Source organism: Pseudomonas vanderleydeniana (assembly GCF_014268755.2).
In the GTDB taxonomy this organism is placed as follows: domain Bacteria; phylum Pseudomonadota; class Gammaproteobacteria; order Pseudomonadales; family Pseudomonadaceae; genus Aquipseudomonas; species Aquipseudomonas vanderleydeniana.
Genome location: NZ_CP077093.1, coordinates 2,969,330 through 2,987,726 on the forward strand (window position 1 = coordinate 2,969,330; position 18,397 = coordinate 2,987,726).

The 18,397-nt window shown below is 62.0% G+C and carries 17 protein-coding genes and 1 tRNA gene; 13 read left to right on the forward strand and 5 right to left on the reverse strand.

Annotation, left to right across the window (positions count from 1 at the left end):
* The first annotated feature begins 60 nt into the window (after positions 1-60).
* The 3 genes from HU752_RS13440 to HU752_RS13450 all read left to right on the forward strand — a co-directional run bounded on the left by HU752_RS13440 (position 61) and on the right by HU752_RS13450 (position 2,115).
* Complete coding sequence (locus HU752_RS13440) at positions 61-978, forward strand: LysR family transcriptional regulator (RefSeq protein ID WP_186680100.1); 918 nt, start codon at positions 61-63, stop codon at positions 976-978.
* Between the two features lie 262 nt (positions 979-1,240).
* Positions 1,241-1,327 (forward strand) — tRNA-Leu (locus HU752_RS13445).
* A 275-nt stretch (positions 1,328-1,602) separates the two neighbouring features.
* Entirely contained in the window at positions 1,603-2,115 is a 513-nt protein-coding gene (locus tag HU752_RS13450; protein WP_202894681.1) for an SLAC1 family transporter, read from the forward strand.
* Here the strand turns inward: HU752_RS13450 and HU752_RS13455 are convergent.
* The 5 genes from HU752_RS13455 to HU752_RS13475 form a co-directional block, all read right to left on the reverse strand.
* Positions 2,066-2,485, reverse strand: a complete 420-nt coding sequence (locus HU752_RS13455) for a type II toxin-antitoxin system VapC family toxin (RefSeq protein ID WP_186680103.1) — start codon at positions 2,483-2,485, stop codon at positions 2,066-2,068. The genes HU752_RS13450 and HU752_RS13455 overlap by 50 nt on opposite strands.
* Positions 2,482-2,712: a type II toxin-antitoxin system VapB family antitoxin gene (gene vapB, locus HU752_RS13460; protein ID WP_186680114.1), complete on the reverse strand. Its 231-nt coding sequence runs from the start codon at positions 2,710-2,712 to the stop codon at positions 2,482-2,484. Before vapB ends, HU752_RS13455 begins: the two co-directional genes overlap by 4 nt.
* Positions 2,713-3,051: 339 nt before the next feature.
* Positions 3,052-4,359, reverse strand: coding sequence for a c-type cytochrome (locus HU752_RS13465; RefSeq protein ID WP_186680118.1), 1,308 nt, complete (start codon positions 4,357-4,359; stop codon positions 3,052-3,054).
* 11 nt (positions 4,360-4,370) lie between these two features.
* Positions 4,371-6,146: a GMC family oxidoreductase gene (locus HU752_RS13470; RefSeq protein WP_186680122.1), complete on the reverse strand. Its 1,776-nt coding sequence runs from the start codon at positions 6,144-6,146 to the stop codon at positions 4,371-4,373.
* Positions 6,147-6,237: 91 nt separating this feature from the next.
* Positions 6,238-6,954, reverse strand: coding sequence for a gluconate 2-dehydrogenase subunit 3 family protein (locus HU752_RS13475; protein ID WP_186680125.1), 717 nt, complete (start codon positions 6,952-6,954; stop codon positions 6,238-6,240).
* A 289-nt stretch (positions 6,955-7,243) separates the two neighbouring features.
* Here HU752_RS13475 and HU752_RS13480 point away from each other — a divergent pair, with 289 nt between their 5' ends.
* The 10 genes from HU752_RS13480 to HU752_RS13525 all read left to right on the forward strand — a co-directional run bounded on the left by HU752_RS13480 (position 7,244) and on the right by HU752_RS13525 (position 18,395).
* Positions 7,244-8,284, forward strand: a complete 1,041-nt coding sequence (locus tag HU752_RS13480; protein WP_186680128.1) for a LacI family DNA-binding transcriptional regulator — start codon at positions 7,244-7,246, stop codon at positions 8,282-8,284.
* A gap of 162 nt (positions 8,285-8,446) precedes the next feature.
* Positions 8,447-9,649, forward strand: a complete 1,203-nt coding sequence (locus tag HU752_RS13485) for a mandelate racemase/muconate lactonizing enzyme family protein (protein WP_186680132.1) — start codon at positions 8,447-8,449, stop codon at positions 9,647-9,649.
* Positions 9,650-9,708: 59 nt separating this feature from the next.
* The gene (locus HU752_RS13490; RefSeq protein ID WP_186680135.1) at positions 9,709-11,097 is read left to right on the forward strand and encodes an MFS transporter; all 1,389 of its coding nucleotides are present in this window, start codon (positions 9,709-9,711) and stop codon (positions 11,095-11,097) included.
* 38 nt (positions 11,098-11,135) lie between these two features.
* Complete coding sequence (locus HU752_RS13495; protein WP_186680138.1) at positions 11,136-12,323, forward strand: L-dopachrome tautomerase-related protein; 1,188 nt, start codon at positions 11,136-11,138, stop codon at positions 12,321-12,323.
* A gap of 171 nt (positions 12,324-12,494) precedes the next feature.
* Positions 12,495-12,989, forward strand: a complete 495-nt coding sequence (locus HU752_RS13500; RefSeq protein WP_225920136.1) for a GlcG/HbpS family heme-binding protein — start codon at positions 12,495-12,497, stop codon at positions 12,987-12,989.
* Positions 12,989-13,606: a GlcG/HbpS family heme-binding protein gene (locus HU752_RS13505; RefSeq protein WP_225920137.1), complete on the forward strand. Its 618-nt coding sequence runs from the start codon at positions 12,989-12,991 to the stop codon at positions 13,604-13,606. Before HU752_RS13500 ends, HU752_RS13505 begins: the two co-directional genes overlap by 1 nt.
* A 12-nt stretch (positions 13,607-13,618) precedes the next feature.
* Entirely contained in the window at positions 13,619-14,521 is a 903-nt protein-coding gene (locus tag HU752_RS13510) for a DoxX family protein (protein WP_186680141.1), read from the forward strand.
* A 104-nt stretch (positions 14,522-14,625) separates the two neighbouring features.
* Complete coding sequence (locus HU752_RS13515) at positions 14,626-15,615, forward strand: LacI family DNA-binding transcriptional regulator (RefSeq protein ID WP_186680144.1); 990 nt, start codon at positions 14,626-14,628, stop codon at positions 15,613-15,615.
* A gap of 274 nt (positions 15,616-15,889) precedes the next feature.
* Positions 15,890-16,612: a gluconate 2-dehydrogenase subunit 3 family protein gene (locus HU752_RS13520; RefSeq protein WP_186680147.1), complete on the forward strand. Its 723-nt coding sequence runs from the start codon at positions 15,890-15,892 to the stop codon at positions 16,610-16,612.
* A 16-nt stretch (positions 16,613-16,628) separates the two neighbouring features.
* Positions 16,629-18,395, forward strand: coding sequence for a GMC family oxidoreductase (locus tag HU752_RS13525; protein WP_217838504.1), 1,767 nt, complete (start codon positions 16,629-16,631; stop codon positions 18,393-18,395).
* Positions 18,396-18,397: the final 2 nt, after the last annotated feature.

Consider the following 18,397-nt stretch of genomic DNA (forward strand, 5'->3'; position numbering starts at 1 on the left):
CTTCGTTTAAGGAGAGATAAAGGGGTAAGATCGGTTAGCTCTTTCACTTCTGGTGTGAAAATGATCCGATTCGACGATCTGGCTCTGTTCGTCCGTTCCGCCGCCCTGGGCAGCTTTTCCAATGCCGCCCGCGAGGTGGACCTGCTGCCCGGTCAAGTCAGCGCGGCGATCCAGCGCCTGGAGCGTGAGCTGGACATCCGCCTGTTTGCCCGCTCGACCCGTAGCCTGCGCCTGACCGCCGAAGGTGAACGCTACCTGCCGTATGCGCGAGGCGTGCTGGAAACGTTGCGTGAAGGACACGAACAACTTCACGTCGAGCGCCTGGAACTGCAGGGCACCCTGCAGATGGCGGTCTCGTCCGACCTGGGGCGCAACCTGCTGTCCCCCTGGCTGATCGAGTTTCGCCGCCTGCATCCGCGACTGACCCTGCGCCTGTCGGTGTCCGACCAACTGTCCGATGTGTTCCGTGATCCGGTCGATGTCGCCGTGCGTTATGGGCAGTCCGCTGACGCCAGCTTCGTGGCCCTGCCGCTGGCGGAGAACCGTCGGGTACTGGTGGCGGCTCCGTCCTATCTGGAGGCTCACGGGCGCCCACATACCCTGGAGGACCTGGCCCGGCACAACTGCCTTTGCTATGTGCTGCAGGGCCGTTACTACGACAAGTGGGCGTTCTACAAGGATGGCCAGCGCCGTGAGGTCTCGGTGACAGGCACCCTGTTCAGCGACGATGCCGACGTGGTGCGGCACTGGGCGCTGGCCGGCGAGGGCATCATCTACAAGGCCTGGCTGGAGGTGCGGGCGGACATCGCGGCCGGGCGGCTGGAACTGCTGTTGCCCGAGTACCACGGCGAGCCAACCCGGTTGCAGTTGGTGTGCCCTCATCGCCGACAGATCTCCGCTTCGGTGCAGGCGCTGTACCAGTTTCTCCAGGGAAAATTTCGCGAGCTGGATGAGAAGGGACCGGTGCTGCCGTCCTGAAAAGGGGGAGTGGCTACACTGCAAAGGCGTGGAGAGCGCTCGACATGGGTTTCCATGATTCACCGCTGTGCCCGGAGCAGAAGGCAATCCTTTGAAAATCATAAGCTTGCGAAATGTGTCGAATACGGAAAATTGGCGCCGGTGAACTTGCTTCAAGGGGAGGGGATGTATATATTCGTGCCCTTGTCGCACTGGCATCGGAAGGCCATGAGGCCATCCGGTTCATCCTGAGCAGCCATGCCGACCGCTTCACCGCGTTGCCGCCCGAATGGCGAAATTGGTAGACGCATGGGACTTAAAATCCCCCGTTCGTAAGGACGTGCCGGTTCGACCCCGGCTTCGGGCACCATCTTAGATTCCACAGAGAGCTTGCAAGATCTCTGGAAGCCTTGAAAAACCTGCCTTCTGGCGGGTTTTTTCGTTTTTGCAGTCCGTCGGATTCCAGACTCATCCTTCGCCCGCAGGGCGCCTCCGGTTGGTTCAGTTACACCACTTCCTGGCACACGGTCGATATGTGTCTGTAGAAAAAGAAAATCTTGCTAAATAGGTTGGCGTGGGAGGGCCCGGCTGGATTTTTCCAGGCCCATAGAAATAAAAGTAGGCATGTTCCAAGGGAGAACATGCATGAAAAAGATTTTCTATCCTGTCGGGAAAACTTATCTCGTTTGCGCTGTGGTTCTTCTCCCTAACAAAATCGGATGCCGGACGTGGTTGGCTGCCTCTGGCGACCTAACCGATTTCGGAAGTTCACTTGGGACCTTTGGCACCGTGGCAGGCATTCGCATGAGCGTATTGCAGGAACACTTGAACGGTTCGGGAAACCGGATGAACGTTCCATCGGCGTATTTCGCATTGGTACCGGGACTGGCCGGACTGGGCCAGGCCTGGCGCGTTGCTGCGAACGGCTGGGGGGTGACGGCTGTCGTCGGTGAAGGGCTGATATCGATCGCGTCGCTGGTCTGGGCCGGTTTGGTGGTCGCCTACCTTTGGCAGGCGGTCCGTCATTTCGACACCGTCAAGGCCGAGTTTCTTCATCCCGTACAAGGGGGGACTCCCGCCCTACTGGCCGTTGATCACCACTTGCGCCTTAGGAGGTCGCTACCCAATCTTCGTAATCAAGTCCAGCAACGCGACTGAATTCGCGCACGTTGTTCGTCACCAGCGTGCAGCCAGAAGCGATGGCATGCCCAGCGATGGCTGTGTCATTGGGCCCAATGGGCGAACCTGACTCGGTGAGCTTGCATTTCACCCCTATCGTCGCATCCACTGCGTTCTGATCCCACGCTAAGATCGCATCAAGGCGTTTCACAAACTCGTCGACCAACGGCTTATGCTTAGCCGATGCTTTTTTGCCGATCTGCCCATAACGCATCTCTGCATAGGTGATGGCGGAAATGACAATCCGATTGCCTCGCTCAACTTCGGTCGTTAGACGCTGTATCACCGACGCCGGCTGTTCACGCATGATGAACGAGCAGATACAGGTATCGAGCATGTAGGTGGTCACAGATTGAACCTGCCTTCATCCCCGATGACCGCTGGGCGCTCTTGCAGAAAGTCAGCATCAGCTTTTGCGACTTCAGAGAAAGACGACCAGGATGGTCGCGCAGGGCGCAGCGTGATGACGTCACCCTCGCGAGAAATTTCAAGCTCACCCACGCCATCGTAAGCCATGTCGGCGGGTAGGCGAACGGCCTGGTTCTTTCCATTTTTGAAAATAGAGACGGTACGCATGTCTGACGACTCCTGCCTAGGTTCAACCTATACATAATTTAGTGTTTTCCCATGGCATATGCAAGGCATATGTTCAAGTTGACTAGCCAACTTGAACGCTCAGCGAGTCGTTGCCTGATCGAGCCTCAAAGACAGGTTTTTGTTGCCGAGACAAGGCAGGGCCGAGGTGAGGGTGCAGATACTTGCAAACCTGTTCTGCTGAGCTTCCATTCAAGGTGGCGAGTGTGTAGCTGGATCAGTATCACTGCTGCTGACATGCACCTATCCTGATCGATGCTTCGGCGTACAGCAGTGTTACCGCATTGTTTAGGAGCTGTCACGGATAAGGGGAGAGGACGCTCAGAAATGCCTGAGCATCTGTGGCTTGGCGTCCAATGTTCGTCTGGCGGTGGCCACCTGCTCGGGGGTGATCTGCGACGCCGCGTTGCCCCAACTGTTTCGCACGTAGGTCAGGACTGCCGCGATGTCGGCATCGCCGAGCTTCCAATCAAATGAAGGCATCCCGGCGCCTGTCACATTGCCTGAGGTAGTTACGGCCTTGCTGCCTTTGAGGATGGCCGCGACCAGGTTCGAACCGCTTGGCGTGCGTATCCCCGGGTTATCGGCGAAACCGGTGACCATGCCGGCAATGCCTTCGCCCGCCACGTTGTGGCAGGCCATGCAGTTTTGCTCGTAGACCTGTGCTCCACGGCGCATGACCGGTTCTGTAGTTGCCATTGCCTGCGGTTTGATGCTGTTCGAGCCGGGCACAGATTTCAGGTATTCGGCAATCGCAGCCAGGTCCTGGTCATTGAGGTGTTGCGTCGAAAACTCGATCGCTTCACCCATGGCGCCAGAGGCGATGGCCTGGTGGTTGGCACCGGTTCGGAGATAGGTCTGGAGCTGCTCGCGGCTCCAACTGCCCAATCCACGGTAAGGGTCGGCGGTGATCTCCGGTGCGTAGGAACCCAGCAGCTCAGCGCCCTGGAGGTAGCGGCCGGTATCGCCCCCGAGGAAGTTTTTCGGGGTATGGCAGGCTGCGCAATGACCGGGGCCATCCACCAGATAACGCCCCCGGTTCCAGGCTGCGGACTGTGCAGGTTGTGTCACGAACGGCGCGTTGTCGAAGAACAGCAGGTTCCAGCCCCACAGGGCATGGCGGATGTTGTAGGGAAAGCCCAGGGTATTGTGCGATGGCGACTGTTCGACGGGCTGGAGTGTGCGCATGTAGGCCCACAAGTCGTGCATGTCGGCGTCACTGATCTTGACGTAAGCGTTGTAGGGCATGGCCGGGTAGAGCAACTGCCCGTTCTTGTGCCGGCCGTGGCGAACGGCGCGAAAGAAGTCCCGCTCGGTCCAGTTGCCAATCCCGGTCTTGATATCCGGCGTGATGTTGGTGGAGTAGATCACGCCAAAGGGCGTCTGCAGCCCGTAGCCGCCTGCAAAGGCCCGGCCGCCCGGTACGGTATGGCAGGCTGCACAGTCGCCCTGTATCGACACGTAGGCCCCTCGCGCCACGGCGGCAGGGTCTGCTGCCAACGTGGCGGCGGCAGTCACCTGGTTATCGGCAACCTCGTCGGCTGCGGTGCTGCCGTTGAAGTACAGGGCGAGGCCCAGGGCCGCTGCCACGGCGCAGGCGAGTGCTGCCCGTTTCGTTGCTTTTGTCATGACTGTTCCTTTCACGCTTGAACCAGAGGGCCGGGGTTCTTGAGGTATTGCTCGAGGATGGCCTTGGCCGTCCACAGCGCCAGGGCGCCGATCGTCACAGTCGGGTTGTAGCCACCGTTGTTCGGGAATGACGAGGCACCCAGCACGAAGACGTTGTGCGCGGCCCAGCACTGCTGGTAGCGATTCAACGCGCTGGTCCTGGGGTCCGTGCCCATGACCACGCCGCCATTGGTATGAGAGGAGTCATTGGCACGAAAGGGCGTGTAGTGGTCGGCGGCGAAGTTGTAGGACTCGATATGCTGGCCGCCCAAGGCCTTGGCGATCTGCTCGCATTTGTGCCGGATGAATTCCCCCGAACGCTGGTCGTTGAGGTTGTAGTCAAAGGTCATGCGCATCAGCGGGCGACCGTAGTTGTCCTTGTAGGTGGGGTCGAGGTCGAAATACATGTCCTCATGGGCGTAGCTGGTGCCTTGGCCCTGGATCATCGCCCAGTTCTGGTAGCTGTGCTGGAAGGCCTTTTTCCAGCCGTTGCCCCAGGTCGGGGCGCCTTTGGGCAAGACTCCCGCCATGCCGATGGGCAGGCCGCTGTTGGACAACGATTGAATACCCGCGCCGCCGATGAACCCCAGGCCGCTGTGGTCGAAGTTGTCGGCGTTGAAATCATCGATCTGGATGGCCAGGCAGCCGGTATTCATGAACGGATTGAGATGTTCGTTCTCGAACCAGAGGTAGGCATAGGAGAGGGTCTGGAAACTGTAGTTGCGCCCGATGACGCCCCGGCGGGTGCGAGGGTCATAGGGTTCACCAATCTTCGAGAGCAGCATCAGGCGCACATTGTCGAGTTGGTAGGCGGCGACGATGACAATATCGGCGGGTTGTTCGCCGACCACGCCATTCTTGTCGATGAAGCTGACCCCGGTGGCGGTCTGGCCGTCCGCTGACTTGTTGATGTGCAGGACCTCGGTTTCGGTCAGCAGCTCGAACGTTGAGTGACGCATCAAGGCTGGCACGACGCAGGCATTAGGGCTGCTCTTGGACCAGTTGCCGCAACCGAACAGCTGGCAGTAGCCGCAGTAGGTGCAAGGGCCCATGCGCACGCCGAGTGGGTTGACGTAGGCCTGGGAGATCGTGCCAGCGGGCACTGGGAAGGGGTGATAGCCCATTTCCGTGGTTTTCTGGGTAAAGATGTCATTCCAATGGCTGGGCACCAACGGCGGCGTCGGGAATTCTCGGCTGCGCGAGCCTTCGAACGGGTTGCCTCCCGGCATCACCTGGCCCTGGATGACGCCGGCCTTGCCGCTGGTGCCGGCGATCCGCTCGAAACGGTCGTAGAACGGTTCCAGCTCCTCGTAGGTCACGCCCCAGTCCTGAACCTGTAGCCCCGGCGCCAGTTGCCCCTTGCCGTAGCGCTCGAGGGTCTTGCTGTAGGGCTGGAAGTCGAAGGGATTGAACCGCCAGGAGGCCGCGGCCCAGTGGGTGCCCGCTCCGCCGACATTGTTGCCGAGGGTCAGGTTGCTCCACTCGCGCACCGGCAGGGCTTGCTGGCTAGCGTTGTTGCGCACGGTGTAGGTTTCGAGCCGGGGCGGTTGCAGGATTTCCTTGCGGGTGGCCCAGCGCAATTCATCGGTGTCTACCGCAGGTGGAAAATCGGTGGCGGTGTCGCGCCAGGCGCCACGCTCGATGGCAACCACCCTGAGCCCGGCCCGGGCCAGCTCTTCGGCGATCACCGAGCCTGACCAGCCCAGGCCGATGATGACCACGTCCGCTTTGGGTCTTGCTGTTTTCATGAGTCTTCCTTGGTGCGCGCGCAGCCGGGAGCCGGCAGATGCCATGGCCGCCTCGCGTGAGTTAGGTTGTTCAATCAGCGTATGGGAGCGTTCAGCCGACCTTGTCGAGCAGGCTCACGGGCTCAAGGTTCAACGCCATGCCCTTCCTGTGGATGTAGGGGCGATAGTCGTAGCGGGCACCGGGGAAACCGACCAGCTTCCAGCCCACCATATCGCGGTTGCCGCCATACATCGGGTCTGCCAGGTAGCCTTCGCGCACGTTCTGCAGCAGCAATGCGAAGAAGTCGCTGTCGAGGGTCGATGGAAGGTCGCCACTCCCGGCTTCCATGGCGCGCAGCAGGTCATCCTGCTGGGTGGGCATCAGGTCGCTGAAGGCACAGGCGTAGTGTTTTTGGCAGTGTTCACCTAGGTGCGCAAGACCTTCACGGTAGCGCTGCGCAGGTGTCTGCCTGAACTGCGGCCCCTGTTCGGGCGTACCCTTGCTGCAAGGGCCTAGGCGGTAGGTACTGGATGCCTGGCCATAGGGGCCGGCCAACTGTCGGTCGAGAAACACCACGCAGCCTGCCTGGCTGGCGCCCATGCCCAGCTCATCCTCGGGAATCAATCTGTCGAAGAGGGCGGCCACCTCCCTGGCTTCGGCGGGGGTAAGGTACTCCAGGTCGCCCTGCGAAGGTGGCCTGGGCAAGGCTTCGGCCTGGGTGCCGATGGGAAAGTGAGTATCGGTCCGAATCACGCCGGCGCTGGCGCTGCCGATGACACCGGCGGCGCTGAGTTGAACAAGCGATATCAAGGCTTCACGTCTGTTCATGTCCATCATCCTTAGGACGTATGTCTTTCGGACACGGTGCTGTACACCGCGTCGGAGCGACGCTTGCGTTATTGTTATTTGCTCAGGACCAGCTCCCCGCCGAATACGCGGCATCGGGGTGTGACGGCCTGTGCGAAACCTGGCCGAAAGTTGCAGGGGGCCTGGCGGGGCGAGTCTAGGGGGGCGGTCGAACATCACGCCACGAGAATTTTGACGGGTTTCCTTCAAAATTTTTGCAGGCTACTCTTGCCCGACTTCAGCATTGGCGCATTCACGGGGTAGGGCGGGTATGGCTTCAGACGGAAAGGAACAGGTTCGAGCGACAGTCACCTTGAGTGACGTGGCGCGACTGGCCGGCGTTGCCCCCATGACGGTTTCACGCTATCTCAACCAGCCCGAGGCCGTGCGTGAGCCCACTCGCCTCAAGGTGCGCCGGGCGATCGAACAGACCGGCTATGTGCACAACCGACTGGCCGGTGCCCTGCGATCCAACCGTACTCGGTTGGTGGCGGTGGTATTGCCGATGGTGACCAACCCGATTTTTTCCGACACCTTCCAGGCCATCAATGACCGCCTGGCCAAGGCCGGCTACCAGGTCCTGCTGGGGGTGTCGGGCTACCAGAGCGAGCAGGAGCAGGAGTTGCTGGAGGTCATCCTCAGCCGTCGTCCGGATGGCATCATCCTGACCGGGACGATGCATACGAACACCAGCCGTAATCGCCTTCGTACCGCGGGCGTACCGGTGGTGGAAACCTGGGACCTGTCCGCTGAGCCGATCGACATGCTGGTTGGATTTTCCCACGAGCAGGCGGGGCGCGATGTCGCGCGTTTACTCGCCGGCCAGGGGTATCGGCAGTTTGCCCTGTTCGCCGTTGATGACCCGCGGGGCATGCGACGTGCCAACAGTTTCATCCAGACCCTGGCGGAGCAGGGCATCGACAACGTGCATCGGAAAACCTGGCAGGGGTTGCCGACCCTGGAGCAGGGACGCCAAGGGTTGAGCCAACTCCTCCAGGAGCAGGGGCTCGATTCACGGGAGCCCTGCGTGGTGGTGTGTACCTCCGATACGATCGCCCACGGTGTGCTGACCGAAGCGGCCGCTCGCGGCATTGCCGTGCCTGGGCAATTGGCGGTCATGGGGTTTGGTGACATGGCCTTCGCCGCCCATACCTTCCCTGCGCTGTCGACGGTCAGGATCGATGGTGCCGCCCTGGGCGATACGGCCGCCAGGCTGCTGCTGGAGCGCCTGCAAGGTGAACATCAAGCGTCGACGGTCGTGGATATCGGCTTCAGCCTCATACAGCGTGCCAGCACCGGGCCGGCCGTCTAGGTCGGTCTTTTCCGCGATGATCGCCCGTCTAGGTAGCGTTATCATTTTTGCGGGCTGTCAATATTTTTCTTGATTTATCTTGTTCTGATTCGATCGATGCGCTAGGTTTTTATTAGAAATGGTAACGATACCATTTGCGCGAACGGATTCAGGATAAGAACAATGTCAAAGATCACCTGTGTTAGAACCCTGCGCCTGCCCGAACGACCGAAGCTGATTTGGTTGGAGCTTGAAACCGATGAGGGCTTGATCGGCTTGGGGGAAACCTTTCGAGGGGCCGCCACCGTTGAAGCGGCCGTGCATGAATTGATCGCCCCTGGGCTGCTAGGCCGGGACTCACGCGGCATCGAGGCGATTTCCTTGGAACTCACCACGCCCTATGTCGGTTATCACAGCGCCAGTGCCGAAATACGGGCCGCCAGTGCCGTGGACATTGCGTTGTGGGATCTCAAGGGGCAGCGCCATGGTATTCCCATTCATGAGGCGTTGGGCGGTGCTTGCCGGGAGCGGATCCGGGTCTACAACACCTGCGCGGGTTATGAATTCAATACCCAGCAGGGGGCTCGTCGGCAAATCACGACGGCGGATCGTGCCCAGGGCCCCTATGACGACCAGCTGGCGTTCAGTCGTGACGCGGGCGCCTTGGCGGTCAGCCTGGTGGAGGAGGGGTACACGGCCATGAAGATCTGGCCATTCGATCAGTTTGCCCGCCAGCACGGCGCCAACAGCATCAGCCTGGATGATGTGCGCAAGGGCTGTGAGGCGTTCCGCCAGATCCGTCAGGCCGTGGGCGATCGCATTGAGATCATGTGCGAGTTGCACAGCCTGTGGGACAGCACGGCGGCGTTGCGCATCTGCCAGGCGCTGGAAGCCTACGACGTCTACTGGGTGGAAGATCCGCTGTGCAAGATGGACGATGCCCAGGCGCTGGCGGACCTGCGTCATCGTACCCGTGTCCCGATCTGCGCGAGCGAAACGCTGGGCGGCAGTACGGCCTACCGGGATCTTTTGGCGGCGGGCAGCCTCGATTACCTGATGCTGGATTTGGTGTGGTGTGGCGGCTTTACCGAAGCGCGCAAGATTGCCGCGCTCGCGCAGGCCTACAACAAGCCCTTGGCACCTCATGACTGTACCGGTCCGGTGGCGCTGTTCGCCGGGCTGCAGTTGGGGCTGCATGCACCCACGGCCGTGTTGCAGGAAGTTGTCCGGGCCTCCCTGTCGACTTGGTACGGGGAACTGGTGACCCATCTTCCGCAGATCGACGGCGGCTTTGCCTTGGCACCAAGCCTGCCCGGATTGGGCACGGCCTTGCGACCTGAGGTCAGGACGCGGGCGGACGCGATCATTCGCGAAACGCGCTGCTGAGTGATGCCTGTGGGGCAGCCGCCGGTTGCCCACCTCTGCAATCTGCCCTTGAGAAAACAATGAAAAGAATAGTTTCTCTACGCCGCTTCCTGGCCGAACACCGGCGCTATGAAGTGATTGTCCTGCTGTTCGTGATGATGATCATCAACCAGGGTGACCGGGCCACGCTGTCCATCGCCGGTGCCAGTCTCTCCGATGAAATGGGGCTGGGGCATGCCCAGATGGGTTGGTTGTTCTCGGCGTTTGCCTGGGCCTACATGCTCCTGCAACTGCCTGGCGGCCTGGCCATCGACCGTTTCGGCAGCATCCGGGTTCTGGGGCTGGCGATCGTGGCCTGGTCGGTGTTCACCGGCCTGATCGGCACGGTGGCGATGATGCCGGTAGGTTTCGCGTTCGTGGCGGTCTTTGCCCTGCGTTTTCTGGTGGGGGCTGCCGAGGCGCCGTGCTTTCCGGCCAACAGCAAGATCGTGTCGATGTGGTTTCCGACTGCCGAGCGTGGCACCGCGACCGCCATCTTCAATTCCTCCCAGTACTTTGCTGCCGTGGTGTTCACCCCGCTGTTGGCGTGGGTGTCCACCCGATGGGGATGGCCGTGGGTGTTTTATGTGATGGGAGTGGCAGGCGTCGCCATGGGCGTGGTCTTCATCCTGCGCATCAAGGCCCCGGTCGAACATGCCGGGCTGGGAGCGGTCGAGCTCGAGACACTGCGCCAGGGGGGCGCCGGCTTGCGCGAGCATGCGAGCAATCGCCCGCCCGCGCAGGGCTGGCAACAGACCTGGAGGCGTGCCCGTGGCCTGTTGAGGCAGCGTATGTTCCTGGGGATCTACCTGGCGCAGTTCTGCATCAGCACCCTGACGTTCTTCTTCCTGACGTGGTTCCCGGTCTACCTGGTGCAGCAACGTGGGCTTTCGTTGCTGGACGCCGGCTTGCTGGCGGTCGTCCCCGCGATCTTCGGCTTCGTTGGCGGCATCAGTGGCGGCATGATTTCCGACTGGATGCTGCGCAAGGGGGTATCCCTGACCCGGGCCCGCAAGCTGCCGATCTTTATTGGCATGACCCTGTCGATGAGCATGATCCTGTGCAACTACGTCGAGACCGAATTGATGGTGGTGCTGTTCATGGCCCTGGCCTTCTTCGGCAAGGGCGTGGGCGCACTGGGCTGGGCCATCATTGCCGATGTCTCGCCCAAGGACAGCTTCGGGATGAATGGCGCGATCTTCAACACCTTCGGCAGCCTCGCTGGCGTCGTCACACCGGTGGTGATCGGCTACATGGTGCAGTCGATGCACTCCTTCAACGGTGCCCTGATCTACGTCGCGCTGAATGCCGCCGGGGCTTTTGTGAGCTACCTGCTCATCGTCGGCCCGCTGCAACGCCCGGACGATGCCGCGAGGCCACACGAGGGCCGCCCACCTGAATCACCGCTGAACCCCGCAACTGCACGTTGATATCGGCTTTGGCCATAAAACTGAAAAGGACAACAGTAATGAACGCATCGGGACATTTGATTCGCGCCCTCAGCATTGCCGTCTGCGCGGCCGGACTCGCTTGTGCCTCCCTGGCGCAGGCCGGCAACGTTCCGGCCAGCGGGCAGCCCTTGACCGAGGTCGCTCGTCTGGACTGGCTGTGTAATGCCGTGGCGCTCACATCTGACGGTCGGCTGTTCGTGGGCTTGCCGCGTTGGCCGGGTTTCGAGAAAACACCGTCCATTGCCGAGGTATTACCCGACGGTAGTCTGAAACCTTTTCCCGGTGGGCAGTGGAATGACTGGGCCCCGGGCAAGCCCAGTGCCGCGGCATTGGTCAAGATCAACACCATCCACATCTTCGATGACGATACGCTTTGGGCGATCGACCAGGGCGAGGACGCGGGCCCCAAGGGGATCAACCCGGGACAGAAAATCCTTCAGTTCGACACCCGTACGGGCAAGCTGCTGCGCAGTATCAGCCTGCCGGCCAGCGTGCTGCCGGCAGGCGCCAACCTCAACGACCTGCGCCTGGACAGTGAGCATGCCTATGTGACCGACTCCGGCCTGGGCGCGATCATCGTGGTCAACCTGCGCACGGGGGAGTCGGTCCGGCGCCTTGCGGGACACCCTTCGACCCAGATGAGTCCCGAACGGCGACCGATTGGTGAGAACGGCCAGGTGCTGTTGCTGGCCGATGGCAGCGACCATCAGGTGCATTCCGATCCTATCGAAATCAGCCCGGATGGCCAGTGGCTCTATTACCAGCCCCTGAGCGGGCCGCTGTGGCGGGTGCCGACCCAGGCGCTGCGTGATCCTCGAGTCAGTGAGGAGGCATTGGCCCGGCAGGTGGAGTTCGTGTACGACACCAGCCCGCTGACGGGAACCGCCATGGACAGTGACGGCAACGTCTACCTGGGTGAGTACGATAAACCCAGGGTGACGGTCTACTCGCCGGACGGCACGTTGCGGGTGGTCACCGAGGATCCCCGCCTGTGGAACCCGGATGCCATGATCATTTCCGACCAGCGCGAGCTCTACATCCCCGTGCCACAGAGTGCCCGCATGGCCTCGAACCGTGGCCCCGGCGGCAAGGATGCTATCGAGATGCCGTTCAAGATCTACAAGGTGCAACTGCCCAAGGGCCTGGGCACCCGCGAGAAAGTCCCGGCAGTCGTGGGCAAACCGTTGACGACTGCCGTCCGGTAGCCGCCGGCTTCAGGTGCTCACCTGCACCGGATCCCTTTCTGAACCAAACCCCTGCGCCTGCGAACGCTACGGCGATTCGCGGATCGCGCTCGGCTGCGCGCAAACCGCCAGCGAACGATTCAACCCGGCCTGTGCAACAGCGCGCAGGTCGTCAACCCAGGAGATGTACCGATGAAAACAACCATGAGCATGGCCGCCTTGTCCTTTGCCTTGATCGCTGCCGCGTCCTCGTCTGCCCAGGCCGCTGCCGGCACCACCGCTTCAGTCGTCAGCCAGGAGAACCTGTCGACCACGGCTGCCCTGCAACTGGCGGGGCGCGCGACTGAAATCGCCAGCAGTCGAGACATGAAGATCTGCATCGCCGTGACCGATGCGGACGGCCATTTGCTGGCGTTTACCCGGATGCAGGGCGCCTATGCCGGATGTGTCGAGGCTTCGATCGCCAAGGCCCAGTCCGCTGCACGGTTCGCGATCAATACCATCACCTTCTATGACCTGGCCCGCAAGGAGAACCTGGCGATCGGCACCATCCCCGGCATCCTTCCGGCGGTGGGAGGTGTCGTGGTCAAGCATGACGGCCATGTGATCGGCAGCGTTGGCATCAGCGGGGCAACGGACCTGACCGAACAGAAGCTGGCCGAGGACGTGGCCGCCTCGTTCCGCTGATGACGCTGGCCTTCTGCTTTGCTGATGCCTGCGCAAGGCAGAAGGCTGAGACCTACGACACACTTTCTGGAAAGGAATCTTTCATGAACTCATGTTCCAGGTTTCGGGCCTCTGTGCGCCTGCTGGCTCCCGTCACACTCGCGATGCTGGTCATGCCTTGGGCGGTGGCCGCTGAAAACGGTTCGGCGTTACGTGCCACCGTCAACCTGTCGCTGGGCGGGGCGGGCATGCTGCTTGATAACGCGGTGGCCAAGGCCATCAGCGAAGGTGTCCATCCGTGTATCGCGGTGACTGATGCCAATGGCTACCTGCTGGCCTTCAAACGTATGGACGGCGCCGCTCCCGGCTGTGTCGAGGCGGCGATAAAGAAAGCCAATTCGGCGGCGATCAACGACGTCGATACGGTCGTGTTCTATGACCTGGCCCGCAAGGAAAACCTGCAGTTGGGCAGCATCCCCGGCATTCTGCCTGCGGTCGCAGGGGTGGTGATTCGTCAGAAGGCGCGGGCAGTGGGTGCTATCGGTATCGCCGGTGGTGCCAGCGATGCCCAGGAGCAGCGATTTGCCACTGAATTGGTGCGCGCCTTCGAGAAAACCCTGCCTGCTCCCCATCCTTGATCGAGGTCCGCCATGAACAGTCCTCTTGTGCTTTCTCCCGCTGTTGTCGAAGGTGCCTATGCCAACGACTACGGCATTCTCAAACCCTCCACTGTGCCCCATGCACTCAGCGTGGCCGGGCTGGCGGCGACCTTGCTGGCGTCCGTCTACTGTGGCTGGGGCAATCACTCGCTCCCTGATTTCGCGGCCTGGTCCAGCACGCTCTGGTCGTGCGTCGCCTTGCTCAGTGCCGTGCTGATCACGCCCAGGGCGTTCGTCCCGGGTTTCCTGATCTCGCTGCTGCCGTTCCTGATTGCCTGGCGCGTAGCTGCGATGAACGACGCCCAGGTCATGGTCTGGGTCGCCAGCCTCGCCGCAGTGCCACTGTTGCTTCAGTTTATCGACTGCGTGATGGGCGACCTGCGTCGTGATCGTGGAAAGTCGGCGGCCTGGCTCGGCACACTGCTCTGGCAGGCGACGGTGGTGCGCCTGTATTTTGGCCTGAACGAGCTGTGCCACAGCTCGGAGAAGATTTTTGCCGGGTTGGGCTGGTTCCATAAGCTGGAGGTTGGGTTCCAGGGCTTCGGTCTGGGTGAAGCCGCCGCGGCGTTCGTTGTCTTGGGCGGGTTGATTGAGTTCGCCAGTGCCGTCAGCGTGGGGCTCGGTCTGTTTGCCAGGTTGGGCGCGTTCGTGAGCCTGATCTATTTCCTGGTGGCGACGATCGGCTTCGGCGGGGAGTGGAGCCGCGGTTATGCCTGGGCCTCGCCTGGTGGCGGCGGTTGGGAATACGTGATGCTGTTGCTGGTCGTGTTCGCAGGAGTGCTGGCTACCGGGGCTGGGAAGTTTTCCCTGGACGGCTGGCTGTTGGGCAGGGGGCTGTTTCCGCGTCGGTTGATGCCGCTGGCGGTGAACGCACGAGGGGCTCGTCACGATTGACCGCCCCGCAGGGCGGAGTAGGCGAAGCCTGCGCCGGCATGGCAGACTCCGCCCTTTTGGTAGCTGGGTGTTTGCAGGTGGACAAGATTGACCGTCGCCAAGGTATGGCTGATGTTGCCCAATTGGCGGGTGTCAGCCTGAGTACTGTCGATCGCGTACTCAACGAACGCGGCAGCGTCTCCGATCGCAAGCGGCGCAAGGTGCTTGAGGCGGCGCGCGAGCTGGGCCTGCGGCGCGTGCTGCCGTCGCCGGTGCATGGGCTGCTGCGTTTCGACCTGTTGATGGTCGACAGTCCCACCGATCATTTCCAGCGGCTCACCGAGGCCTTTTCCCGGCAAGCGGATCTGTTGCGCTCGCGCCTGGTGCTGCAACGCCAGCTCTGGGCCGAGGCACACCCGGAGCAGTTGCTGGAGCTGATCCGTAACCCCCGGACACCCCGTCAGGGACTGATCGTGGTCGGCCAGGACACCCCGACCATCCGTGAAGCGTTGGCCGCGCAATTGGCGCTGGGCGTGCCGGTCATCCTGCTGACCAGCAGCCTGTCCGACCTGCCGGGCGCCACCTACGTCGGTATCGACAACCAGCGTGCCGGCCGCAGTGCTGGGCGCCTGCTCAGCCAGTGGCTGCGTGGCGAGGCGGGGCGGGTGTTGCTGATCACCAATTCCTTGCTCTACCACGCTCATCAGCAGCGAGTTGGTGGATTTCTCGACGTGCTGCGTGAGCGGGCACCGCAACTGGAGGTGATTGGGCCGGTGGAGTGCCAGGACGACAATGTGCGCACTGCCGCGGTGTTGCGTGCTGCCCTGCAGGAGGGCTCATTGCTGGGCCTCTATACCACCGGCAGTGGTTCCACGGGTGTGTGCCAGGCACTGCTGGAGCAGTCGGTACGTCCCGTCTGGATTGGTCACGAGGCCACTGAGCAGCATCACCGCCTGTTGCGCGATGGGCTGTTGTCCCTGGTCATCGACCAGGATCCGGCAGGCCAGGCTGAAGCGGCGGTGCAGCACCTGCTGTACGCCAATGGCGATCTTGATACACCGCCCCAGGTTCAAGCTCAACTGCGCCTGGTGATCGACGAAACCCTCCCGGAATGAAAGGCCTGAAGGCGGTTTTGACGTAAACACGTCAAAACTTCAATGGCGTGGCGGGTTGTCGCACCCTAGACTGGCCCTGCCGTGACCGACAGGTCGCCTTGGCCGCGTTTTTTCGCCTATTCGCCTCTTACTTCTCCTTGCCCGACGTGCCTTCGGCCCTTCGTCGCGAGCGGCTGCGCGCCCGAAAAAAAACGCTGCTTCGCGTTCTGTGACGCCCACGGCACCACCGTGATTAGCAGGGGGCCGCATGACGGTCGCCGTGAAGGAGAAAAACATGAGACGAAGGGACGCCTTGCGTTCGTTGGGGGCCTTGGCAGCCACCATCGGTCTGAGCAAGGTCACTGCGGGTGAGCTCAAGAGCGTGCCGCCGCAAACCGGCCTGAACCCCGAGATGTTGCCCACGCCGGTGTTTGCCGGAGGCCGTTCCGAGGTGTTCAAGGGGCAGGCGCGGGCAACCCTGACGGCTGTCTTCGACCGCTTGATCCCCCATGACGAAACCGGACCCTCGGCCAGCGAAGCCGGTTGTGTGGACTTCATCGACGCCCAGATGGCGGGCCCTTATGGGCAGTCCAAGGACGTCTACCTGGACCAACCGCTGCAGGCTGATGAACGCCAGTTGATGGGACTGGCCATCGACTTGCGCACTCGCCGTGAGTACTACCTGGCGGGCCTGGCCTTTCTCGAACACTACGCCCAGCAGAAGCACCAGCGCTCGTTTGCCGATCTGGACGGCGTGACCATCGACGCCGTGCTTACCGAAATGGAAACCGGACGTCTGGACTGGGACGGCGAGGGCAGCGGTGTACGCCTGTTCGAGGCATTGCTGCAGAGCGTGCGCGAGGGCTACTTCAGTGACCCGCTGTATGGCGGCAACCGCGACATGGTGGGCTGGAAGCTGGTCGGTTTCCCCGGTGCCCGCTACGACTACCGCCAATACATCGAACGCCGTGGACAGGACCTGGGCCTGGAGCCTATCAGCCTGATCCCTGTGAGCTGAGCCCGAGGAGACTAACGTGGCAATTCAACGCAAGAAGGCTGACGTCGTCATCGTCGGCCTGGGCTGGGCCGGCTCGCTGATGGCCGAAGAACTGACCCGCGCCGGACTGGAAGTGGTCGCCATCGACCGTGGTCCCTGGCTCGATACCTCCACCGATACGCCGCCGGCCGTCGACCCCGACGAGCTGCGCTGGACCCTGCGCCGCGAGCTACTGCTGCAGCCCAGCGACTACACCCTGACGTTTCGCAACCACGCCGGGCAGACGGCCATTCCGACCCGCGAACTGAAAGCCTTCCAGATGGGCAAGTCGGTCGGCGGCGCCGGTTTCCACTGGGCCGGCATGGCCTGGCGGTTTAGCGAGTGGGACTTCAAGGTACGCAGCGCCACCCTGGAACGTTATGGCGCGAGCAAGCTCAAGGGCCTCGATCATGTGCAGGACTGGGGTATCACTTATCAGGAACTGGAACCGTTCTACGACCGTTTCGAGCGCATCGCCGGCATTTCCGGCGTGGCCGGCAACCTCAACGGTGAACGTCGTCCAGGGGGCAACCCGTTCGAAGGGCCACGCAGCCGAGAGTACCCGACACCGGCGCTGAAAGACTCGCGACTGATGCAGATGTACCGCGAAACCACCGCGGGCATGGGCCTCAATCCGTTCTACATTCCAGTGGCCCATGTGGGGGCCGCTTATGTGAACCCCCTGGGGGTGAGCATGGCGCCGTGCACCTATTGTGGCTATTGCATGTTCCACGGTTGCGGCAACTACTCCAAGTCTTCGCCGCAGGCCTGCATCATTCCAGCGCTGATGCGTCGCAAGAACTTCACCCTGATCACCCAGGGCTATGTCTACCAGGTGCACAAGGCCGAGGATGGCAAGACTGCCACCGGCGTCAGCTATTACGACGAGAAGGGTCAGCAGGTCTACCAGCCGGCCGATATCGTGTGCCTGGCCTCGTTCACCTATGACAACGCCCGCCTGATGATGCTCAGCGGCATCGGTGAGCAGTACGATCCGGCGACCGGCAAGGGCACCCTGGGCCGCAACTACAACTACCAGACCTGTTCCGGTGCGCACATCTGGTTCGAGGGTGAAACCCTCAACCCGTTCATCGGCGCCGGCGGCCTGGGCATCCAGGTCGACGACTACAACGGTGACAACTTCGACCACAGCGCCTTGGACTTCATTGGCGGCGCGGGCCTGCTCACCGTCTCGCGCGAGGGCATGCCCATCGGTCGCGCCGGCTTGCTGCCACCGGGTAGTCCGCGTTGGGGCAAGGACTTCAAGCGCACCTACCAGAAGAACTACCAGAACTACGCGATCATCTTCGGTCAGGGTACCTCCATGCCCGACCGCGGTTCGTACCTGTCGCTGGACCCGAACTACAAGGACCGCTACGGCGTGCCGCTGCTGAGCATGACCTTCGACTTCAACCAAAACGACCGCAACATGGCGCGCTTCATCGAGCAGCGCGCGGTGGAGATCGGCCAGCAACTGGGAGCCAAGCATCACCTGACCTTCAACTCCGCGGCCAAGACCTGGAACCCCTACGACGAGTACTCCAACCACACCCAGGGCGGCATGGTCATGGGCGAGGACCGGCGCACGAGTGCGGTGAACACCTACCTGCAGAGCTGGGACGCGCACAACGTCTTCGTCGTCGGCGCCTCGGCCTTCCCGACCAACGCCGGCTACAACCCGACAGGCACGGTGGGCGCGCTGGCGATTCGCACGGCGCGGGCAATCCACGAGAAGTATCAACACAATCCCGGCCCGTTGGTGTGAGG

What these genes read in the sequence shown, in the direction of transcription:
- HU752_RS13515 (WP_186680144.1), top strand. Translation starts at nt 14,626, where the DNA reads ATGGCTGATGTTGCCCAATTGGCGGGTGTCAGCCTGAGTACTGTCGAT.
- vapB (WP_186680114.1), bottom strand. Translation starts at nt 2,712, where the DNA reads ATGCGTACCGTCTCTATTTTCAAAAATGGAAAGAACCAGGCCGTTCGC.
- HU752_RS13510 (WP_186680141.1), top strand. Translation starts at nt 13,619, where the DNA reads ATGAACAGTCCTCTTGTGCTTTCTCCCGCTGTTGTCGAAGGTGCCTAT.
- HU752_RS13520 (WP_186680147.1), top strand. Translation starts at nt 15,890, where the DNA reads ATGAGACGAAGGGACGCCTTGCGTTCGTTGGGGGCCTTGGCAGCCACC.
- HU752_RS13475 (WP_186680125.1), bottom strand. Translation starts at nt 6,954, where the DNA reads ATGAACAGACGTGAAGCCTTGATATCGCTTGTTCAACTCAGCGCCGCC.
- HU752_RS13465 (WP_186680118.1), bottom strand. Translation starts at nt 4,359, where the DNA reads ATGACAAAAGCAACGAAACGGGCAGCACTCGCCTGCGCCGTGGCAGCG.
- HU752_RS13470 (WP_186680122.1), bottom strand. Translation starts at nt 6,146, where the DNA reads ATGAAAACAGCAAGACCCAAAGCGGACGTGGTCATCATCGGCCTGGGC.
- HU752_RS13505 (WP_225920137.1), top strand. Translation starts at nt 12,989, where the DNA reads ATGACGCTGGCCTTCTGCTTTGCTGATGCCTGCGCAAGGCAGAAGGCT.
- HU752_RS13440 (WP_186680100.1), top strand. Translation starts at nt 61, where the DNA reads ATGATCCGATTCGACGATCTGGCTCTGTTCGTCCGTTCCGCCGCCCTG.
- HU752_RS13490 (WP_186680135.1), top strand. Translation starts at nt 9,709, where the DNA reads ATGAAAAGAATAGTTTCTCTACGCCGCTTCCTGGCCGAACACCGGCGC.
- HU752_RS13495 (WP_186680138.1), top strand. Translation starts at nt 11,136, where the DNA reads ATGAACGCATCGGGACATTTGATTCGCGCCCTCAGCATTGCCGTCTGC.
- HU752_RS13485 (WP_186680132.1), top strand. Translation starts at nt 8,447, where the DNA reads ATGTCAAAGATCACCTGTGTTAGAACCCTGCGCCTGCCCGAACGACCG.
- HU752_RS13500 (WP_225920136.1), top strand. Translation starts at nt 12,495, where the DNA reads ATGAAAACAACCATGAGCATGGCCGCCTTGTCCTTTGCCTTGATCGCT.
- HU752_RS13480 (WP_186680128.1), top strand. Translation starts at nt 7,244, where the DNA reads ATGGCTTCAGACGGAAAGGAACAGGTTCGAGCGACAGTCACCTTGAGT.
- HU752_RS13450 (WP_202894681.1), top strand. Translation starts at nt 1,603, where the DNA reads ATGAAAAAGATTTTCTATCCTGTCGGGAAAACTTATCTCGTTTGCGCT.